The organism is Pseudomonas sp. Teo4, from assembly GCF_034387475.1.
Lineage (GTDB): Bacteria > Pseudomonadota > Gammaproteobacteria > Pseudomonadales > Pseudomonadaceae > Aquipseudomonas.
The window spans coordinates 2,376,876-2,393,166 of sequence record NZ_JAXCIL010000002.1; the positions used below are offsets into that span (position 1 = coordinate 2,376,876).

The 16,291-nt window shown below is 60.3% G+C and carries 19 protein-coding genes; 7 read left to right on the forward strand and 12 right to left on the reverse strand.

Annotated elements, in window-relative coordinates; translation table 11 throughout:
- The first annotated feature begins 189 nt into the window (after positions 1-189).
- Complete coding sequence (ybaK, locus tag PspTeo4_RS27245; RefSeq protein WP_322366792.1) at positions 190-660, forward strand: Cys-tRNA(Pro) deacylase; 471 nt, start codon at positions 190-192, stop codon at positions 658-660.
- A gap of 31 nt (positions 661-691) precedes the next feature.
- Here ybaK and PspTeo4_RS27250 read toward each other — a convergent pair whose 3' ends face one another.
- Both PspTeo4_RS27250 and argF read right to left on the reverse strand, forming a co-directional pair.
- On the reverse strand, positions 692-1,801 hold the full coding sequence (locus PspTeo4_RS27250; protein ID WP_322366793.1) for an ABC transporter ATP-binding protein: 1,110 nt from the start codon (positions 1,799-1,801) through the stop codon (positions 692-694).
- Positions 1,798-2,718 (reverse strand): ornithine carbamoyltransferase, encoded by a 921-nt coding sequence (argF, locus tag PspTeo4_RS27255; protein ID WP_322366794.1) that lies wholly within the window; start codon positions 2,716-2,718, stop codon positions 1,798-1,800. The genes PspTeo4_RS27250 and argF overlap by 4 nt, the downstream gene beginning before the upstream one ends.
- Before the next feature lie 362 nt (positions 2,719-3,080).
- On the opposite strand from argF, the gene PspTeo4_RS27260 reads away from it, so the two are divergent.
- Positions 3,081-5,189: a molybdopterin oxidoreductase family protein gene (locus PspTeo4_RS27260; protein ID WP_322366795.1), complete on the forward strand. Its 2,109-nt coding sequence runs from the start codon at positions 3,081-3,083 to the stop codon at positions 5,187-5,189.
- Positions 5,190-5,280: 91 nt separating this feature from the next.
- The gene (grxD, locus tag PspTeo4_RS27265) at positions 5,281-5,616 is read left to right on the forward strand and encodes a Grx4 family monothiol glutaredoxin (RefSeq protein ID WP_027918973.1); all 336 of its coding nucleotides are present in this window, start codon (positions 5,281-5,283) and stop codon (positions 5,614-5,616) included.
- Between the two features lie 56 nt (positions 5,617-5,672).
- Here the strand turns inward: grxD and bfr are convergent, their stop codons facing one another.
- Entirely contained in the window at positions 5,673-6,146 is a 474-nt protein-coding gene (bfr, locus tag PspTeo4_RS27270; protein WP_322366796.1) for a bacterioferritin, read from the reverse strand.
- Between the two features lie 201 nt (positions 6,147-6,347).
- Positions 6,348-6,569, reverse strand: coding sequence for a bacterioferritin-associated ferredoxin (locus PspTeo4_RS27275; RefSeq protein ID WP_322366797.1), 222 nt, complete (start codon positions 6,567-6,569; stop codon positions 6,348-6,350).
- A 214-nt stretch (positions 6,570-6,783) separates the two neighbouring features.
- Between PspTeo4_RS27275 and PspTeo4_RS27280 the strand changes: the two genes are divergently transcribed.
- Positions 6,784-7,386 (forward strand): peroxiredoxin C, encoded by a 603-nt coding sequence (locus PspTeo4_RS27280; protein ID WP_322366798.1) that lies wholly within the window; start codon positions 6,784-6,786, stop codon positions 7,384-7,386.
- Positions 7,387-7,536: 150 nt separating this feature from the next.
- Here the strand turns inward: PspTeo4_RS27280 and rnt are convergent, their stop codons facing one another.
- Together rnt and pyrC are read right to left on the reverse strand one after the other, a co-directional pair.
- Positions 7,537-8,148 (reverse strand): ribonuclease T, encoded by a 612-nt coding sequence (gene rnt, locus PspTeo4_RS27285; RefSeq protein WP_416196996.1) that lies wholly within the window; start codon positions 8,146-8,148, stop codon positions 7,537-7,539.
- A 59-nt stretch (positions 8,149-8,207) separates the two neighbouring features.
- Positions 8,208-9,254, reverse strand: a complete 1,047-nt coding sequence (gene pyrC / locus PspTeo4_RS27290; RefSeq protein ID WP_322366801.1) for a dihydroorotase — start codon at positions 9,252-9,254, stop codon at positions 8,208-8,210.
- A gap of 130 nt (positions 9,255-9,384) precedes the next feature.
- On the opposite strand from pyrC, the gene PspTeo4_RS27295 reads away from it, so the two are divergent.
- Positions 9,385-10,350, forward strand: coding sequence for a flagellar protein MotY (locus tag PspTeo4_RS27295; protein ID WP_322366802.1), 966 nt, complete (start codon positions 9,385-9,387; stop codon positions 10,348-10,350).
- Positions 10,351-10,482: 132 nt separating this feature from the next.
- Positions 10,483-11,700, forward strand: a complete 1,218-nt coding sequence (locus tag PspTeo4_RS27300; RefSeq protein ID WP_322366803.1) for an argininosuccinate synthase — start codon at positions 10,483-10,485, stop codon at positions 11,698-11,700.
- A gap of 72 nt (positions 11,701-11,772) precedes the next feature.
- On the opposite strand, the gene PspTeo4_RS27305 is transcribed toward PspTeo4_RS27300, so the two are convergent.
- A complete protein-coding gene (locus PspTeo4_RS27305; RefSeq protein WP_322366804.1) occupies positions 11,773-12,243 on the reverse strand; it encodes a hypothetical protein in 471 nt (156 codons plus the stop codon).
- 369 nt (positions 12,244-12,612) lie between these two features.
- Between PspTeo4_RS27305 and PspTeo4_RS27310 the strand changes: the two genes are divergently transcribed.
- A complete protein-coding gene (locus PspTeo4_RS27310; protein WP_322366805.1) occupies positions 12,613-13,239 on the forward strand; it encodes a response regulator transcription factor in 627 nt (208 codons plus the stop codon).
- Positions 13,240-13,285: 46 nt separating this feature from the next.
- On the opposite strand, the gene PspTeo4_RS27315 is transcribed toward PspTeo4_RS27310, so the two are convergent.
- The 5 genes from PspTeo4_RS27315 to PspTeo4_RS27335 form a co-directional block, all read right to left on the reverse strand.
- Positions 13,286-13,462, reverse strand: coding sequence for a PA3496 family putative envelope integrity protein (locus tag PspTeo4_RS27315; protein ID WP_322366806.1), 177 nt, complete (start codon positions 13,460-13,462; stop codon positions 13,286-13,288).
- Between the two features lie 105 nt (positions 13,463-13,567).
- Complete coding sequence (nth, locus tag PspTeo4_RS27320) at positions 13,568-14,206, reverse strand: endonuclease III (protein ID WP_322366807.1); 639 nt, start codon at positions 14,204-14,206, stop codon at positions 13,568-13,570.
- Positions 14,203-14,730, reverse strand: coding sequence for an NADH:quinone oxidoreductase (locus tag PspTeo4_RS27325; protein WP_322366808.1), 528 nt, complete (start codon positions 14,728-14,730; stop codon positions 14,203-14,205). Before PspTeo4_RS27325 ends, nth begins: the two co-directional genes overlap by 4 nt.
- Complete coding sequence (locus tag PspTeo4_RS27330; protein ID WP_322366809.1) at positions 14,723-15,325, reverse strand: RnfABCDGE type electron transport complex subunit G; 603 nt, start codon at positions 15,323-15,325, stop codon at positions 14,723-14,725. Before PspTeo4_RS27330 ends, PspTeo4_RS27325 begins: the two co-directional genes overlap by 8 nt.
- Positions 15,322-16,290 (reverse strand): RnfABCDGE type electron transport complex subunit D, encoded by a 969-nt coding sequence (locus PspTeo4_RS27335; RefSeq protein ID WP_322366810.1) that lies wholly within the window; start codon positions 16,288-16,290, stop codon positions 15,322-15,324. Before PspTeo4_RS27335 ends, PspTeo4_RS27330 begins: the two co-directional genes overlap by 4 nt.
- Between the last annotated feature and the right edge of the window lies 1 nt (position 16,291).

Sequence of the window (16,291 nt, forward strand, 5' to 3'; positions counted from 1 at the left end):
TCTTCAGAAACGAAAAAATATAGACAAGAAACGCTGATGTCAAAGGTCGAAAGTGAACGCTCGGTCACGAAATGGCCGGCCATTAGGGGCGTGAATCAGCGTGCTAGAGAGGCTTGTCAGCTCTGCGCTGGCTGGCTTGTGGGATTTATCCTAAAGTAGCCGCCGACCTGTCCCAGACCGGAGTGCTGAATGACCCCCGCCCTCGACCTGTTGAAAAAGGTGCGCGCCGAACATCGTGTGCACAGTTACGAGCATGACCCCAAATCCGCCTCATACGGGCTGGAAGCCGCAGAGAAGCTCGGGCTAGACCCTCAGCAGGTGTTCAAGACCCTGTTGGCGAGCAGTGAAAAGGGGGAGCTGTTGGTGGCGGTGGTGCCGGTAGTCGGAACCCTGGACCTGAAGGCACTGGCCCAGGCCGCAGGCGTGAAGAAGTGCGAGATGGCTGACCCAGCAGTGGCGCAGCGTGCGACGGGCTACCTGGTGGGCGGCATCAGCCCGTTGGGGCAGAAGAAGCGCCTGCGCACCTTCATCGATGAGTCTGCGCAGAACTTTGCAAGCATTCATGTCAGCGCTGGGCGCCGTGGGCTTGAAGTTGAGCTGGCAGCGGTGGTGTTGGCCGAGCATACCCAGGGCAAATTTGCCGGGATTGGCCGAGGCTGAAACAACAAGGGCCGCTTCGCGGCCCCTTGTGTCAGGTCGCCGAACTGTAGCGACGAACCCCGTTCTCCTGGCGCGGCAACTGCGCCGCCACACTGCCCGGTACCGGGAACAGCACCAGGTGATCGGCCTTCACGGCAATGCCGACATCTTGACCGACCTGGTGGTCGATATGGCTGGGGAAAATGGCCTCGAGCTGGCTGCCAGTGGGCAGTTGCAGGCGATACAAGGTCGAGGCCCCGAGGAAACTCTTGCCAACGATCTTGGCCCGCAGCTCGCTGTCCGGCGCCGGCACGATGTCGTCTGGGCGCAGCAGCACATCCACCCAGCTGCCTTGGGCCATGGTATAGGCTCGGTTACCGCGCAGCTCGCCCACCTCGGTGTTGACCGATTCATGGCTGCTCATCTGACCACGGATGAAGTAGCCCTGGCCGATGAAACTGGCCACGAATGGCGTCTGCGGCTCGTGGTAGAGGTTGTAGGGGGTATCCCACTGCTCCAGGCGGCCTTCCTTGAACACGCCGACGTGGTCGCTGACGGCAAAGGCTTCTTCCTGGTCATGGGTCACCAGGATGGCACTGGTGCCACGGCTTTTGAGAATGTCACGGACCTCATGGCTCAACCGGCGACGCAGCTCTACGTCAAGGTTGGAGAAGGGTTCGTCGAGCAGCAGCAATTGAGGCTCGGGGGCCAAGGCGCGGGCCAACGCGACACGCTGTTGCTGGCCGCCGGACAGCTCATGGGGATAGCGTCCACCCAGGCCACCCAGCTTGACCAGTTCGAGCATCTCCTCGACCACTTCGGCCTGGCGCGGGTGTTTGGCGATGCCGAAGGCGATGTTCTGTGCCACGGTCAGGTGCGGAAACAGCGCATAGTCTTGAAACACCATGCCGATGCGGCGTTTCTCCGGGGACAGGGTGAAGCCTGCGCGGGAAATGACCTCGCCAGCCAGCTGGATCTCGCCCTCGTGCACCGGCTCGAAGCCGGCGATGGCGCGCAGGGTGGTGGTCTTGCCGCAACCGGAGGAACCCAGCAGGCAACCGATGTCGCCTGCGTTCAGGTGCAGGTTGAGGTTCTGGACGATGCGCTGCTCGCCATAGCCGCAGGCGAGGTTGCGCAGGTTGAGCAGTAGGGGTTGACTCATGCGTGGTGGTAAGCCGGTTCTACAAGGAATTCGAGAAGCGCCTTCTGTGCATGCAGCCGGTTTTCAGCTTCGTCCCAGGCGACCGAGCGTGGGTCGTCGAGCAGGTCCTGGCTGATTTCCTCGCCACGGTGGGCGGGCAGGCAGTGCATGAAGAGGACATCGGGTGCCGCCAGGTCGAGCAGTTCGCGGGTGACCTGGTAAGGCGCGAAGTGCGCCAGGCGCCGTGCAGTTTCCTCCTCCTGACCCATGGAAGTCCAGACATCGGTGGTCACCAGGTGTGCACCCCGCACCGCTTCCTTTGGATCACGGACGATTTGCACACGGTCGCCACCCAACGTGAGGAAACGCTGGTCAGGCTCGTAGCCTTCCGGGCAAGCGATGCGCAGCTGGAAGTCGAATTGCACCGCCGCTTCGATGTACGAGTTGCACATGTTGAAGCCATCACCGACCCAGGCCACGGTCTTACCCTGGATCGAGCCACGGTGTTCGTGGAAGGTCTGCATGTCGGCCAGCAGCTGGCACGGGTGCGACTCGTCCGACAGGCCGTTGATTACCGGAACGCGCGAATTGGCGGCGAACTCGGTGAGGGTGCTGTGGGCATGGGTACGGATCATCACCGCGTCGAGCATGCGCGACATGACGATGGCGCTGTCGGCGATTGGTTCGCCACGACCCAGCTGGGTATCACGTGGCGACAGGAAAATAGCCTGGCCGCCGAGCTGGATCATGCCGGCTTCGAACGACAGACGGGTGCGGGTCGAGGACTTCTCGAAGATCATCCCCAGCACACGGTTTTTCAGCGGCTCGAACAGCACGCCTCGGTTACGCAGGTCCTTCAGCTCGATGCCTCGACGGATCACGCCGAGCAATTCGTCAGCGGTGAAATCCATCAGGGAGAGAAAGTGCCTAGCGCTCATGATTGACTACCTTATCTGCAACGGTATGCAGGTCGACCGTATGGTTTTTTTGACAACGGGAGTGACCTGCGGCGTAAGCCGCACGGGGCGGACGAAATAGGGAAAGGCGCAATACTATAATTAAATGTCGCCTGAAACCAAGAGGGAGAACAGCGTCTCTGTTGCGAAGGATGTCGTAACCCGCTGAGCCTTGGCTGTTTTTTATTTGCTACAGAGGTTGTACACGGCTTGTTGGCAATTTGGCAAATGGCTGTCGCAAATCGTGCGCCTGATGTCGGGGGATTCATGGGACGAAGCGCGCTGGCCGCAGGCAAGGGCCGGGCGCATAGTCGTGCCTGGACAACAACAAGGCAGAGGCGGCCATGACCAAGACCCTGCATCACCGTGCCTGTCACCTGTGCGAAGCCATTTGTGGCCTGAACATCGAAGTCAGTCATGAAGCCGACGGGCGGGCGCGAATCAGCTCCATCAAGGGCGACCCCGAGGACCCGTTCAGCCGTGGCCATATCTGCCCCAAAGCGGTGGCGTTGCAGGATATCCAGGACGACCCCGACCGGCTGCGCGTGCCTCACCGGCGCATCGGTGACCAATGGCAGCCGATCAGTTGGCAAGAGGCCTTCACCTTGGCTGCCGAGAAGCTCTGGTCGGTGCAGCAGGCCCATGGTCGCAATGCCGTCGCGGTCTACCAAGGCAACCCCAGCGTGCACAACTATGGGTTGATGACCCACAGCAACTATTTTCTGGGCTTGCTCAAAACCCGCAACCGCTATTCCGCCACCTCGGTGGACCAATTGCCCCAGCACCTGACGAGCCATCTGATGTACGGCCACGGGTTGCTGTTGCCGATTCCGGACATCGACCACACAGACTTCATGCTGATTCTGGGCGGCAACCCGTTGGCGTCCAACGGCAGCATCATGACCGTGCCGGACGTGGAAAAACGCCTCAAGGCGCTGCGCGCCCGGGGTGGGCAGCTGGTGGTGGTCGACCCGCGGCGCAGCGAAACGGCGGCGATGGCGGATCGTCATCTGTTCGTGCGCCCCGGTGGGGACGCTGCCTTGTTGTGTGGCCTGCTCAGCACCCTGTTCGATGAGAACCTGGCCCGTGGCTCGCATTTGCCGGTCGATGGTCTGGAGCGGGTGCGTGAAGCGATTTCGCCGTTGACCGCCGAGAAAATGAGCGCCGTCTGCGGCATTGCTGCTACTGACATCCGCCAACTGGCGCGAGATTTCGCCGCTGCAGACAAGGCGGTGTGCTATGGGCGCATGGGCGTGTCGACCCAGGCGTTCGGCAGCCTCTGCCACTGGCTGGTGCAACTGATCAACCTGGTCACCGGCAACCTCGACCGAGTCGGGGGCGCGTTGTGCACCGAGCCGGCGGTCGACCTGGTGGCCAGCACTTCGGGTGGGCATTTCAATGCCTGGCAAAGTCGCGTGTCCGGTTTACCGGAATATGGTGGGGAGCTTCCGGTTGCAGCCTTGGCTGAGGAGATGCTCACACCAGGGGACGGGCAGATCCGGGCGCTGGTGACCGTGGCCGGTAACCCGGTGCTGTCCACGCCCAATGGCCGGCAACTGGACGTGGCACTGGATGGGCTGGAGTTCATGCTCAGCATCGATCTATACATCAACGAGACCACCCGCCATGCCGACCTGATTCTGCCATCGACCTCGGCGCTGGAGAACGACCACTACGACACCACGTTCAACTTGCTGGCGGTGCGCAATGTCACGCGCTTCAACCAGGCGATACTGGCCAAGCCGGAAGGGGCGCTGCACGACTGGGAGATTTTCGTCGGCCTGGCGCGGGCATTCGCCGAACGCGCAGGTCTTGAACTCAAGCCGACTGTTGCCCCCGCGCAGATGATCGACATGGCGCTGCGTGGCGGGCGCTATGGCGAGTCTTCCCCATGGAAGCTTTCGTTGAAAGCCTTGCAGGCGCATCCCCATGGCCTGGATCTGGGCCCGCTGCGTGCGAACCTTGGCGCGCGCCTGCGTACCGACAGCCAGGCAATCGAGGCGGCACCTCAGGTGCTGCTGGACGACCTGCGTCGACTTGCCTTGCAAGCGCCACCCGTGGCGGGGGAGCTGCTGTTGATTGGCCGGCGTCACGTGCGCAGCAACAACTCGTGGATGCACAACTTTCATCGACTGGTCAAAGGCAAGCCACGCCACCAGTTGCTGATGCACCCCCAAGACTTGCAGCAACGGCAGTTGGAGAGTGGTCAACGTGTGCGTATCCGTTCGCGAACCGGCACGCTGGAGGTCGAAGTACAAGCCTGCGAGGACATGATGCCGGGCGTTGTCAGCCTGCCCCATGGATACGGCCATGGTCGCCATGGGGTGCAGTTGCAGATCGCCCATGGGCAACCCGGTGTCAGCGCCAATGACCTGACCGATGAGCGTCTGCGCGACCAGGTTTCCGGTAACGCAGCCCTCAATGGCGTGCCTGTGCAGGTGGAGGCCGCTTGAGCAACGGTAAGGCCGAGCACGCCGCTCGGCTTTCCGTTACAATGCGTCACCGTGCCGACGACCGCGTCGGAAAGTTCAGCCGAGGTGCTACATGGATATCATCGAAACGATCAAAGAGCAGATTGCCAACAACACCGTTCTGCTTTACATGAAAGGCTCGCCGAATGCCCCGCAGTGTGGCTTCTCTGCGCGTGCCTCGCAGGCTGTGATGGGTTGCGGCGAGAAGTTCGCCTACGTCGACATCCTGCAGAACCCGGAAATCCGCGCCAACCTGCCAAAGTACGCCAACTGGCCGACCTTCCCGCAACTGTGGGTCGCCGGTGAACTGGTCGGCGGCAGCGACATCATGCTGGAAATGTTCGAGAAGGGTGAGCTGCAGACCCTGATCAAGGAAGCGGCCGCCAAGGCCAAGGCTTCTGAAGCCTGATTTACCCCAGGCATAAAAAAACCCGCACATTGCGGGTTTTTTTATGGGGTGGGAATTTACTCTTCGCCCATCTGCGACTGCAGGTAGTTCTCGATGCTGATCTTGTCGATCAGGCTCAGTTGGGTTTCCAGCCAGTCGATGTGTTCTTCCTCGGATTCGAGGATGTCTTCGAGCAAATCACGCGAGCCGAAGTCGCCGACCGTTTCGCAGTGAGCGATGGCTGCCTTCAGGTCGACCAGGCCTTTCTGTTCGATCTTCAGGTCGCATTCGAGCATCTCTTTGGTGTGCTCGCCGATCAGCAGCTTGCCCAGGTCCTGAACGTTGGGGATGCCTTCGAGGAAGAGAATACGCTTGATCAGTTTGTCAGCGTGCTTCATCTCGTCGATGGATTCTTTGTACTCGTGTTTGCCGAGCTTGTTCAGGCCCCAATCTTCGTACATGCGTGCGTGCAGGAAGTACTGGTTGATTGCGACCAGCTCGTTTCCGAGGATCTTGTTGAGATGCTGGATGACGCTTACGTCGCCTTTCATTTCGGGTTCCTGCCCTGTAGAAGTGTGCCAATACAGAGAAGTTTGAGCCTGATAATGGGGTCTGTCAAACCTAAGTTATTGAATAATAAATGAAAATTAATAGGAATAAGAATGTTTGTGAACCGCGTTAGAGCGCTAACTTATTGAATTACAGGCATAAAAAAACCGGACACAAGGTCCGGTTCTTCGAATTCGGGCAAATCAGGCAGCGGTAAATTCCACTGGGTAGGGCAGGGCGGCATGCTGGCTCGCCTGGATTTCGGTCAGGGTCTCGCGGACCACCTCTTTGGCCAGACAGGCACATTTGCCACACTGGCTGGCGACGTTCGTCGCGGCTCGCACTTCCTTGTAACTGCAGCATCCTTCATAGATCGCATCGCGGATCTGTCCGTCGGTAACGCCGACACAAAGACACACATACATAAAGGCTGACCATCGTTGGTTGGGTCGATGGGTTGGAGCTTAATGTTAATGAGAATGCTTGTCAAAGGACTTTCGGAGAGGGCCGTGCTTGAGCGACCGGCGGTTGAATTCGGACTGTCACCGCAAGCCGTGTATGATGGTCGGCCTTTGTTGGATGTCGGGCAAGCCAGCCTTGCACCGGCAAACGATTCTTCACTCTCATCAGGAGATAGCAATGAGCGTACTCGTTGGCAAACAAGCCCCCGACTTCACCGTACCTGCCGTACTGGGCAACGGCGAGATCGTCGACAGCTTCAACCTGGCTTCGGCCATCAAGGGCAAGTACGGCCTGGTGTTCTTCTACCCGCTGGACTTCACCTTCGTCTGCCCGTCCGAGCTGATCGCTCTGGACAACCGCATTCCTGACTTCCAGGCGCGCAACGTGGAAGTGATCGGCGTGTCGATCGACTCGCACTTCACCCACAACGCCTGGCGTAACACCCCGGTCAACAACGGCGGCATCGGCCAGGTCAAGTACACCCTGGCTGCTGACATCTCCCACGAAATCTGCAAAGCCTACGACGTCGAGTCCGAAGGCGGCGTGGCTTTCCGTGGCGCCTTCCTGATCGACACCAACGGTGTTGTTCGCTCGCAGATCGTCAACGACCTGCCACTGGGCCGTAACATGGACGAGCTGCTGCGTCTGGTCGACGCTCTGCAATTCCACGAAGAGCACGGCGAAGTCTGCCCTGCCAACTGGAAAAAAGGCGACCAGGGCATGACCGCTTCGCCGGAAGGCGTCGCTGCCTACCTGAGCGAGAACGCTGGCAAGCTGTAATTGCCGCGTGCATGAAAAAACCGGCCCAGGTGGCCGGTTTTTTTGTGTCTGGGCTCGATGCACCCAGTGGCGGGTTCGGCCTCATCGCCGGCAAGCCGGCTCCTACACCGTATCTGTGGGAGCCGGCTTGCCGGCGATGAGGTCTTCAACTCAATCGTTGAAGTCGCGCCAGCCGCCCATCTCTTTCCAGCGGTTGACGATGCCGCAGAACAGCTCAGCCGTCTTCTCGGTGTCGTAACGCGCCGAGTGTGCTTCGCGCCCATCGAAGTCGATGTCGGCGCTCTGGCAGGCGCGTGCCAACACGGTCTGGCCATAAGCCAGGCCGGCCAGCGTCGCGGTGTCGAAGCTGGAGAACGGGTGGAACGGGTTGCGCTTCAGGTCGTTGCGCGCCACGGCGGCATTGAGGAAGCCCAGGTCGAAGCTGCTGTTGTGCCCGACCAGGATCGCTCGCTTGCAGCCATTGGCCTTGAGCGCCTTGCGCACGCCACGGAAGATGTCGGTCAGCGCGGTTTCTTCACTCACTGCCATGCGCAGCGGGTGGTCCAGCTTGATACCGGTGAACTCCAGTGCCGCAGGTTCGATGTTGGCGCCTTCGAACGGCTCCACGCGATGGAAGTAAGTGTGTTCCGGGAAAAGGAAGCCTTTATCGTCCATGCCGATGGTTACCGCGGCAATTTCAAGCAGCGCATCGGTGGCGCTGTTGAAACCACCGGTCTCGACATCCACCACCACTGGCAGGTAGCCGCGGAAGCGTTCAGCCATCGGGTGGCGTGGGCCACTGCTGACCTGGCCGTCCTGGTCGTCTTCGTAGAAGTCTTCGCTCACGCGTTTTCCTCCAGCAGGCGCCAGCGCAGTTTTTCACCGGCACGCAGCGGGATCACGGTCTGCTCGCCGAACGGCAGGCTGTCCGGGGCGGTCCATTCTTCACGGACCAGGGTAATGGTGTCGGTGTTCGCCGGCAGGCCATAGAAGGCGGGGCCATGCAGGCTGGCGAAGCCTTCCAGTTTGTCCAGCGCGTTACGCTGCTCGAATGCCTCGGCGTACATTTCGATGGCCGCGTAAGCGGTGTAGCAACCGGCACAGCCGCACGCGGCTTCCTTGGCATGCTTGGCATGAGGTGCCGAGTCGGTACCGAGGAAGAACTTCGGGTTGCCGCTGGTGGCAGCATCCAGCAAGGCCACCTGGTGGGTGTTGCGCTTGAGGATCGGCAGGCAGTAGAAGTGCGGGCGGATACCGCCTACCAGCATGTGGTTGCGGTTGTACAGCAAGTGCTGCGCGGTGATGGTCGCGCCAACGTTGGCCGGGGCCTCGGTGACGAACTGCGCGGCATCGCTGGTGGTGATGTGCTCGAACACCACCTTGAGGGTCGGGAAACGCTCGACCACACGGCGCATGTGCTCATCGATGAAGCGCTTCTCGCGGTCGAACACGTCGATTTCGCTGCGGGTCACTTCACCGTGTACCAGCAGCGGCATGCCAACTTCTGCCAGCGCCTCGATGGCGGGGAAGATGTTGTCGATGCTGGTCACGCCGGAATCGGAGTTGGTGGTGGCGCCGGCAGGGTACAGCTTGGCGGCGTAGACGAAGCCGCTGGCCTTGGCCGCACGGATGTCCTCGGGGCTGGTGCGGTCGGTGAGGTACAGCACCATCAGCGGCTCGAAGCGGCTGCCGGCCGGGCGTGCGGCCAGGATGCGCTCACGGTAGGCGCCCGCCTCGACGGCGTTGCGTACCGGCGGAACCAGGTTGGGCATGATGATGGCGCGGGCGAAAGTGCGCGCCACGTCGCCAACGGTATGGGGCAGGACGGCACCATCGCGCAGATGGATGTGCCAGTCGTCGGGGCGCAGGAGGGTCAGGCGATCGGACATTGGGGATTCCAGGCGGGTCGAACTCAAGCCTCAATGCTACCGGAAAACCGGGGGGCGAGCACGGCTATCAAGTTTTCCGATCGGCGCCCGATAGCCTCAAGGTAAGCCGTCAGAATTATTGGAGCCGCCCGTGCGCCAGCGTTACCTAGCCCTGTTGACCCTGTTCGCCAGCCTGCCGGCTGGTGCGCTGACTTTTCAGACCCGCATGGAAAACATCGCCTGGAAAGTCGAGGGTGATCAGTTCGAATGCCGTCTTGTCCAGCCGATCGACGGTTTCGGCAGTGGTGAGTTCGTGCGCCGGGCCGGTGAGCAGCCGGTGTTCCGACTGCGTTCGGACACCAATGTGTTGGGCGCCGGTTCCGCCACTCTGCTGGCGGCGGCAGCGCCGTGGCAACCTGGGCGGGCCGACATCAACCTCGGTGCGGTGCGCATGGCGCGCACCGGGGTGCTGTTCAGTTCTTCCCAGGGCCAGGCCAGCCGGCTGATCAATGGGCTGCTCGATGGGCGTAGCACGGTGGTGCGCGCCTACAGCGGAGAAGGTGGGCGGGCCATGGAGGTGCGCGTGCTGCCGGTGAGTTTCGCCAAGGCTTACAGCGATTATCAGCTGTGCGCTGGCAAGCTGTTGGCGATGAACTTCGATCAGGTCCGCCAGACGCAGGTGGGCTTCCCGGGTGGCGGTATTGAACTGGACGACTCGGCCAAGGCCCGGCTGGATGTGATCCTCGAATATCTGAAGGCCGATCCTACGGTCAACCATATCGAACTCAACGGACACTCCGACAACAGCGGCAACCGCCTGACCAATCGCGACAGCTCGCGCCGCCGGGCGTTGGCCGTGGCCGATTACCTCAAGGCCAACGGCATTGCGGAAGATCAGATCGTCGTGCGCTTTCACGGTGAACGCTACCCGTTGGTCAAGAACAACAGCGCCGCCAACCGTGCGCGCAACCGTCGGGTCAACATCGAACTGGACCGTGTCGCCGCAGTCGAGAAGCCGGTTGAAAAGCCCGTCGAGCAGCCGGCAGCGCAACCGGCAACGGCACCGGCCGCCACCACACCTGTCCCGGCAGCCAGCACACCCGCCGCAAAATCCTAGCCTGCTGCGTCAGGGAGTCGCGGTATCGACAGTTCCTGTCGCTTTGTCGTCACAAGCTGTCGCCCCACTGTAAATTTGGCCGCAACACCGTTAGAATCGGTGGCTTTCCGTACAACCCCGTGGAGTGATGGCATGGCGGACGTAAAAAAGGTCGTACTGGCGTATTCCGGCGGCCTTGATACTTCGGTGATTCTCAAGTGGCTGCAGGACACCTACAACTGCGAAGTGGTGACCTTCACCGCTGACCTGGGTCAGGGCGAAGAGGTCGAGCCGGCCCGTGCCAAGGCTCAGGCAATGGGCGTTAAAGAGATCTACATCGACGATCTGCGCGAAGAGTTCGTGCGTGATTTCGTCTTCCCGATGTTCCGCGCCAACACCGTCTACGAAGGCGAGTACCTGCTGGGTACTTCCATCGCTCGTCCGCTGATCGCCAAGCGCCTGATCGAAATCGCCAACGAAACCGGCGCCGATGCCATTTCCCATGGCGCGACCGGCAAGGGTAACGACCAGGTTCGCTTCGAGCTGGGCGCCTATGCCCTCAAGCCGGGTGTCAAGGTCATCGCCCCGTGGCGCGAGTGGGACCTGCTGTCCCGCGAAAAACTGATGGACTACGCCGAGAAGCACGGTATCCCGATCGAGCGCCACGGCAAGAAGAAATCGCCGTACTCGATGGATGCCAACCTGCTGCACATCTCTTACGAAGGCGGCGTTCTGGAAGATACCTGGACCGAGCACGAAGAAGACATGTGGAAATGGAGCGTCTCGCCAGAGAACGCCCCTGACCAGGCCACCTACATCGAGCTGACCTACCGCAACGGCGACATCGTCGCCATCGACGGCGTCGAGAAGTCCCCGGCCACCGTGCTGGCCGACCTGAACCGCATTGGCGGCGCCAACGGTATCGGCCGTCTGGACATCGTCGAGAACCGTTACGTCGGCATGAAGTCCCGCGGCTGCTACGAGACCCCGGGCGGCACCATCATGCTCAAGGCTCACCGCGCCATCGAGTCGATCACCCTGGACCGCGAAGTCGCTCACTTGAAAGACGAGCTGATGCCGAAGTACGCCAGCCTGATCTACACCGGCTACTGGTGGAGCCCAGAGCGTCTGATGCTGCAGCAGATGATCGACGCTTCTCAGGTCAACGTGAACGGCGTTGTGCGCCTGAAACTGTACAAAGGCAATGTGATCGTCGTTGGCCGCAAGTCGGATGACTCGCTGTTCGATGCCAACATCGCGACCTTCGAGGAAGATGGCGGCGCCTACAACCAGGCGGATGCTGCCGGCTTCATCAAGCTCAATGCACTGCGCATGCGCATCGCTGCCAACAAGGGCCGCTCGATGCTGTAAGTGCTGCCTCGAGCTGCATCAACCCCGGCCTCGGCCGGGGTTTTTTTTTGCGCGTTTCACACTGGAACGCTTTCAAGGTGCAGGTCCTGCAGTGTTTTCTGGAAGTGGCCTCAATGTCAGTTGGATGGATTGCTGTTTATCCAGGTCGACCAGCACCCAGCAGCATGCTGTGTCGTTGGGATACGCCAGCGCCTCGAGAACGTGTTTGCGTAACATTGATTGCGCATCTGGCCCGGAGAGCATCACGGTTATCGGACTCGACTCGGTCGCCAAGGTGATGAGTTGGTTCGAATGCAAAGGAGGCGTTGTTTGAGCCTCATTGTCCAAAGCGGGGGCGTCGGGCATGTAAAAGGTTTTGTGGTTGAAGTTCAGGGTGAGGAAAAACAATGCAGTCAGGAAAAACGGAAAGGCTACGAGGAACCAGGTGTAGAGGCTCTGGCTGTCTTCGCTGAGGAAGGGCAGGGTGGCAAGGGCGGAGGCCTCGATGATGCCCGCCAAGACGGCAATGATGGTCAGCGGCGCAAAAGGCTGAGGGTTGGGCATGATGGCGGTCTCCGGGTGTTTCTGACTCAATACCTCACTAAGTCAATCAACTAAAGAGTGGGGCTTTCCACGTTCGAAGCCGTGCTCGAAGTAATACTCCGGTCAATCTGCAGGCGTTAAGTTCTGCTTCAGTGCTCGTGCTGAAAAATCACTCAAACCGTGCTTGTTGTTTCAACTGGTCAATTCTGAATAGTTGCAGGTAGATTTTCTGCTGCGGAGAGGTGGAGTGGATGCAAAGCCATTTTGTAGGAAAATTCTCTAACTACTGTAAGTTCCATCTATTCGTGTGTTCGAGCGGAAAATCGTAACGCAAGAGTTGTTCTGCTCGGTTATCTTGGCGCGTCAACGAAAATAATGAATGGATTTCGCATGAATAAAGTGCTTATCGTGGATGACCATCCGGTCATACGCTTGGCCGTACGCATGCTGATGGAGCGGCACGGCTACGATGTGGTCGCGGAAACCGACAACGGAGTGGCAGCCTTGCAACTGACGCGGGAACACCTACCGGATATCGTGGTGCTGGATATCGGTATTCCGAAACTGGACGGGCTTGAGGTGATCGCACGCATGGCGTCCGCCAGCCCGGGCAGTCGGGTACTGGTGCTGACATCGCAGGCGCCTGGCCACTTTTCGATGCGCTGCATGCAGGCGGGGGCTTCAGGGTACGTGTGTAAACAGCAGGAACTTACCGAGTTGCTCAGTGCGATCAAGGCTGTGCTGTCGGGTTACAGTTATTTCCCGAACCAGGCGCTGCACGCGTCGCGAGGAAGGGTGGGCGGGGCCACCGAGAGCGAAATGGTCGAACGTCTGTCCGCCCGGGAAATGATGGTGCTGCAGCAACTGACGCGCGGCAAGTCCAACAAGGAGATTGCCGAAAGCATGTTCCTCAGTAACAAGACTGTCAGTACCTACAAGACACGGCTGTTGTTCAAACTCAATGCCCGGTCGTTGGTGGACCTGATAGAGCTTGCCCAACGCCATGGTCTGACCTGAGCGTCATAAAGCGGAAAGCCTCCACAAGGGAGGCTTTCCGGGAGGACTACAGGTCGTAGTCGAAATCGGCCAATTGCTTTTGCAGGCGTCGTTCTTCCAGCATGTTGTCGATGGTGCGGCGCTTGCTCAGGTTGGTCTTCGCGGTTTCTACCTGAGGTTCCGCTTCGTCGTCGGCGGTAGCAAATTCATCTTCGATTGACAGTTCGTCTTTATCGGTGCTCATTGAGTCGCTCCAAGCCAAAGGGCCATTGGCCGTCCTTATAGCGAGAAAGCTGAGCCTGGTAAAAAAGATTTTTTCAATCGTCAACCCAGGTTTTTTGCTATCGACTCAATCGTCCGAAGTTTTCTGCTTGTACTCGCACAAGTCCTCGATCCGACAGCTGCCGCAGCGTGGCTTGCGCGCCTGACACACGTAGCGCCCATGCAGAATGAGCCAGTGATGGGCATCGAGCAGGTATTCCTTGGGCACGAACTTGAGCAGTTTCTTTTCCACCTCCAACACGGTTTTCCCAGGCGCAATACCGGTTCGGTTGCTGACCCTGAAGATATGTGTGTCGACGGCCATGGTGGGTTGGCGGAAAGCAGTATTGAGCACCACGTTAGCTGTTTTGCGCCCAACGCCTGGTAGAGCCTCCAGAGCCTCCCGCGTTTGCGGGACCTGGCTGTCGTGGCGCTCGATCAGCAGGCGGCAAGCTTCGATGACGTTCTTGGCCTTGCTGTTGTAGAGCCCAATGGTCTTGATGTATTCGCTCAACCCTTCGACGCCCAGGGCGTAGATGGCTTCTGGTGTATTGGCCACCGGAAACAGCCGTGCAGTGGCCTTGTTGACGCCAACGTCGGTGGCCTGGGCCGAGAGGGTCACGGCAACCAGCAGCTCGAACGGGGTGGTGTAGGCCAGTTCAGTCTTTGGGTCCGGGTTGTCTTCGTGCAGCCTGCGGAAAATTTCCAGGCGTTTTGCGGCATTCATGGGGCGACGCTTTCCTTCGGCGTAGGGGGCGGAGTTGGGCGAAGGCGATTGTACAAGGCCAACAGCAGTCCGAGTATCAGCAGGGCGCCTGGAGCCAGGCTAGCCAAGTGCAGGTTCAAGCCTTCATTCAGCCATTGACGGCTGGCACCCATGAGCAGCAAGACCACTACCATGCCACTCAACTGCAAGAGCAGCTGGCGCGAGCGCCCGTTGGTTGGTAGCAGACCATCGATAGCCACGCACGCCAGGCATAAAAGCGCCGGATAAAAGCCCAGGATCAGGGCTATCGGCAATGTCCATGCGCGCAGGCCGAGCTGCAAGCAGCTGGCCAGGGCTGCGATAATTAGCAGGCTCGCCAGTTGAAGCGTCATCCCGGTGAGTTGCTGGCGCAGCGGTACCAGCAGCACCTGATGGGCGAGTGTCAGCCCCACCAGGCACAGGGCAATGCTGGCGCCTTGGGTCAAGGTTCGAGTAGCGCCAAGCACGGGTACCAGGCTGGCAGCCAGCCAGCAAAACCTATTCATGAACAGGGGCCTCCAGCAAGACCTGGCGATGTGCGTCAAAGTAGCTCAAGGCATCTTGCAATGCCTCGATCACTGCCCGCGAGGTAACCGTGGCACCTGCGAGCTGGTCGAAATCCCCCTGATCGCGCTTGAGCGCCCAGTGGTCCTTGAGGTGTCGATTGGCAAATTGCCCCAGCCAGTTCAATTGCGGGTCGCCAATTCGCGCGCCCAGCCCAGGACTTTCCTGTTGCTCGAGCACCTGGCTGCCAATCAGGCGCCCGTTGGGGTCGATGGCGATGGTCAGCCTGATTGGCCCACCGTAGCCCTGGGTCTCGCTCAGGAGGATGACGGCCGTCACTTGTGTGCCTAACATCGCCAGGTAGGCTGCCATGACACGACTGTGCGGCAGCTTGGCGTCGGGAACCGGTAGTGCGACGGCCAGCGGCCGGTTGTCGTAGCTGTTCGCCGGCAGGACCGCGAGCCATTGGCGCTCTTTCAGCGCTTGTTCGGCTTGACTGATCGCAGGGTGAGTCCACTGGCGCCAGGCGAATGTGGCTGACAGGCTCAGTATGCCGACGGCTATCAGCCAACCAGCCGAGCGAATGAGGTGTTTCACGGTGAGGTCTGCCTGCGCCGCAGGGCAAGGCGCTCAAGGCTGGGAACCGTGAGGTTCATCAGCAGAATGGCGAACGCAGTGCCATCCGGGTAGCTGCCCCAGGTGCGGATAAGGTAGATCAGTAGACCTGCACCAAAGCCGAACAGCAGTCTGGCAAGGTCGCTCCTGGGGCCAGACACCGGCTCGGTGGCAATGAAGAACGCCGCCAGCATAGTCGAGCCGGAGAACAGGTGCAGCAAGGGTGAGCCATTGGAGTCTGAACCTGAGCCATTCCAGCCCAGCAGGCTGAACAGCGCAAGTCCCGCGAGCAACCCCGTCGGCGTCTGCCAGCTGAATACCTTGCGCTGCACAAGCAGAAGCCCCCCGATCAGAAACGCCAGATTGACCCATTCGCTACCGCGTCCGCCAATGGTGCCGAAACCTGGATGACGGGCAAACAGTTCTTCGATTGTCAGGCTGCGGTTGTGGCGCAGGCTGTCGAGTACGGTCGGTTGTGCCCAAGCATCGATTTGCTCGCCAGCGAACACCAACTGCACACTCTCCAGCATGCTGGGTGATTGCCCGGGCCAGTGGGTCATTTGCAATGGGAAACACAGCAGCACCACGGCATAGCCGACCATTGCCGGGTTGAACAGGTTACGGCCCACTCCACCAAAGGCTTGTTTGCCAATGCCGATGGCGGCGCTGGCTGCGATCACCGGTATCCACCAAGGTGCATGGGTTGGCAGGGCCGCTGTCAGCAGCACGGCGGTCACCAGCGCACTGCCATCGGCCAGCGTCTCAGTGACGGGTTCACCGCGCAATGCCAGCAATAATGCTTCACAGCCCAGGGCCGCCCCACAGCACAGCAGCAAGCTCAACAACAGGCCCCAGCCATGCAGCCAGAACAGTGCCAGCAGACCTGGGGCGCAAGCCAGCAGGACCAGGCCCATGGCCGCGCGCATTCGTGGGTCAGGAGGGGCCATG

Excerpts from the sequence above, each read along its gene's own strand:
- PspTeo4_RS27280 (WP_322366798.1), top strand. The coding sequence starts at position 6,784 with ATGAGCGTACTCGTTGGCAAACAAGCCCCCGACTTCACCGTACCTGCC.
- PspTeo4_RS27250 (WP_322366793.1), bottom strand. The coding sequence starts at position 1,801 with ATGAGTCAACCCCTACTGCTCAACCTGCGCAACCTCGCCTGCGGCTAT.
- PspTeo4_RS27335 (WP_322366810.1), bottom strand. The coding sequence starts at position 16,290 with ATGGCCCCTCCTGACCCACGAATGCGCGCGGCCATGGGCCTGGTCCTG.
- bfr (WP_322366796.1), bottom strand. The coding sequence starts at position 6,146 with ATGAAAGGCGACGTAAGCGTCATCCAGCATCTCAACAAGATCCTCGGA.
- grxD (WP_027918973.1), top strand. The coding sequence starts at position 5,281 with ATGGATATCATCGAAACGATCAAAGAGCAGATTGCCAACAACACCGTT.
- PspTeo4_RS27315 (WP_322366806.1), bottom strand. The coding sequence starts at position 13,462 with ATGAGCACCGATAAAGACGAACTGTCAATCGAAGATGAATTTGCTACC.
- nth (WP_322366807.1), bottom strand. The coding sequence starts at position 14,206 with ATGAATGCCGCAAAACGCCTGGAAATTTTCCGCAGGCTGCACGAAGAC.
- PspTeo4_RS27325 (WP_322366808.1), bottom strand. The coding sequence starts at position 14,730 with ATGAATAGGTTTTGCTGGCTGGCTGCCAGCCTGGTACCCGTGCTTGGC.
- PspTeo4_RS27300 (WP_322366803.1), top strand. The coding sequence starts at position 10,483 with ATGGCGGACGTAAAAAAGGTCGTACTGGCGTATTCCGGCGGCCTTGAT.
- argF (WP_322366794.1), bottom strand. The coding sequence starts at position 2,718 with ATGAGCGCTAGGCACTTTCTCTCCCTGATGGATTTCACCGCTGACGAA.
- PspTeo4_RS27310 (WP_322366805.1), top strand. The coding sequence starts at position 12,613 with ATGAATAAAGTGCTTATCGTGGATGACCATCCGGTCATACGCTTGGCC.
- PspTeo4_RS27260 (WP_322366795.1), top strand. The coding sequence starts at position 3,081 with ATGACCAAGACCCTGCATCACCGTGCCTGTCACCTGTGCGAAGCCATT.
- PspTeo4_RS27275 (WP_322366797.1), bottom strand. The coding sequence starts at position 6,569 with ATGTATGTGTGTCTTTGTGTCGGCGTTACCGACGGACAGATCCGCGAT.
- rnt (WP_416196996.1), bottom strand. The coding sequence starts at position 8,148 with ATGGCTGAACGCTTCCGCGGCTACCTGCCAGTGGTGGTGGATGTCGAG.
- ybaK (WP_322366792.1), top strand. The coding sequence starts at position 190 with ATGACCCCCGCCCTCGACCTGTTGAAAAAGGTGCGCGCCGAACATCGT.
- PspTeo4_RS27305 (WP_322366804.1), bottom strand. The coding sequence starts at position 12,243 with ATGCCCAACCCTCAGCCTTTTGCGCCGCTGACCATCATTGCCGTCTTG.
- pyrC (WP_322366801.1), bottom strand. The coding sequence starts at position 9,254 with ATGTCCGATCGCCTGACCCTCCTGCGCCCCGACGACTGGCACATCCAT.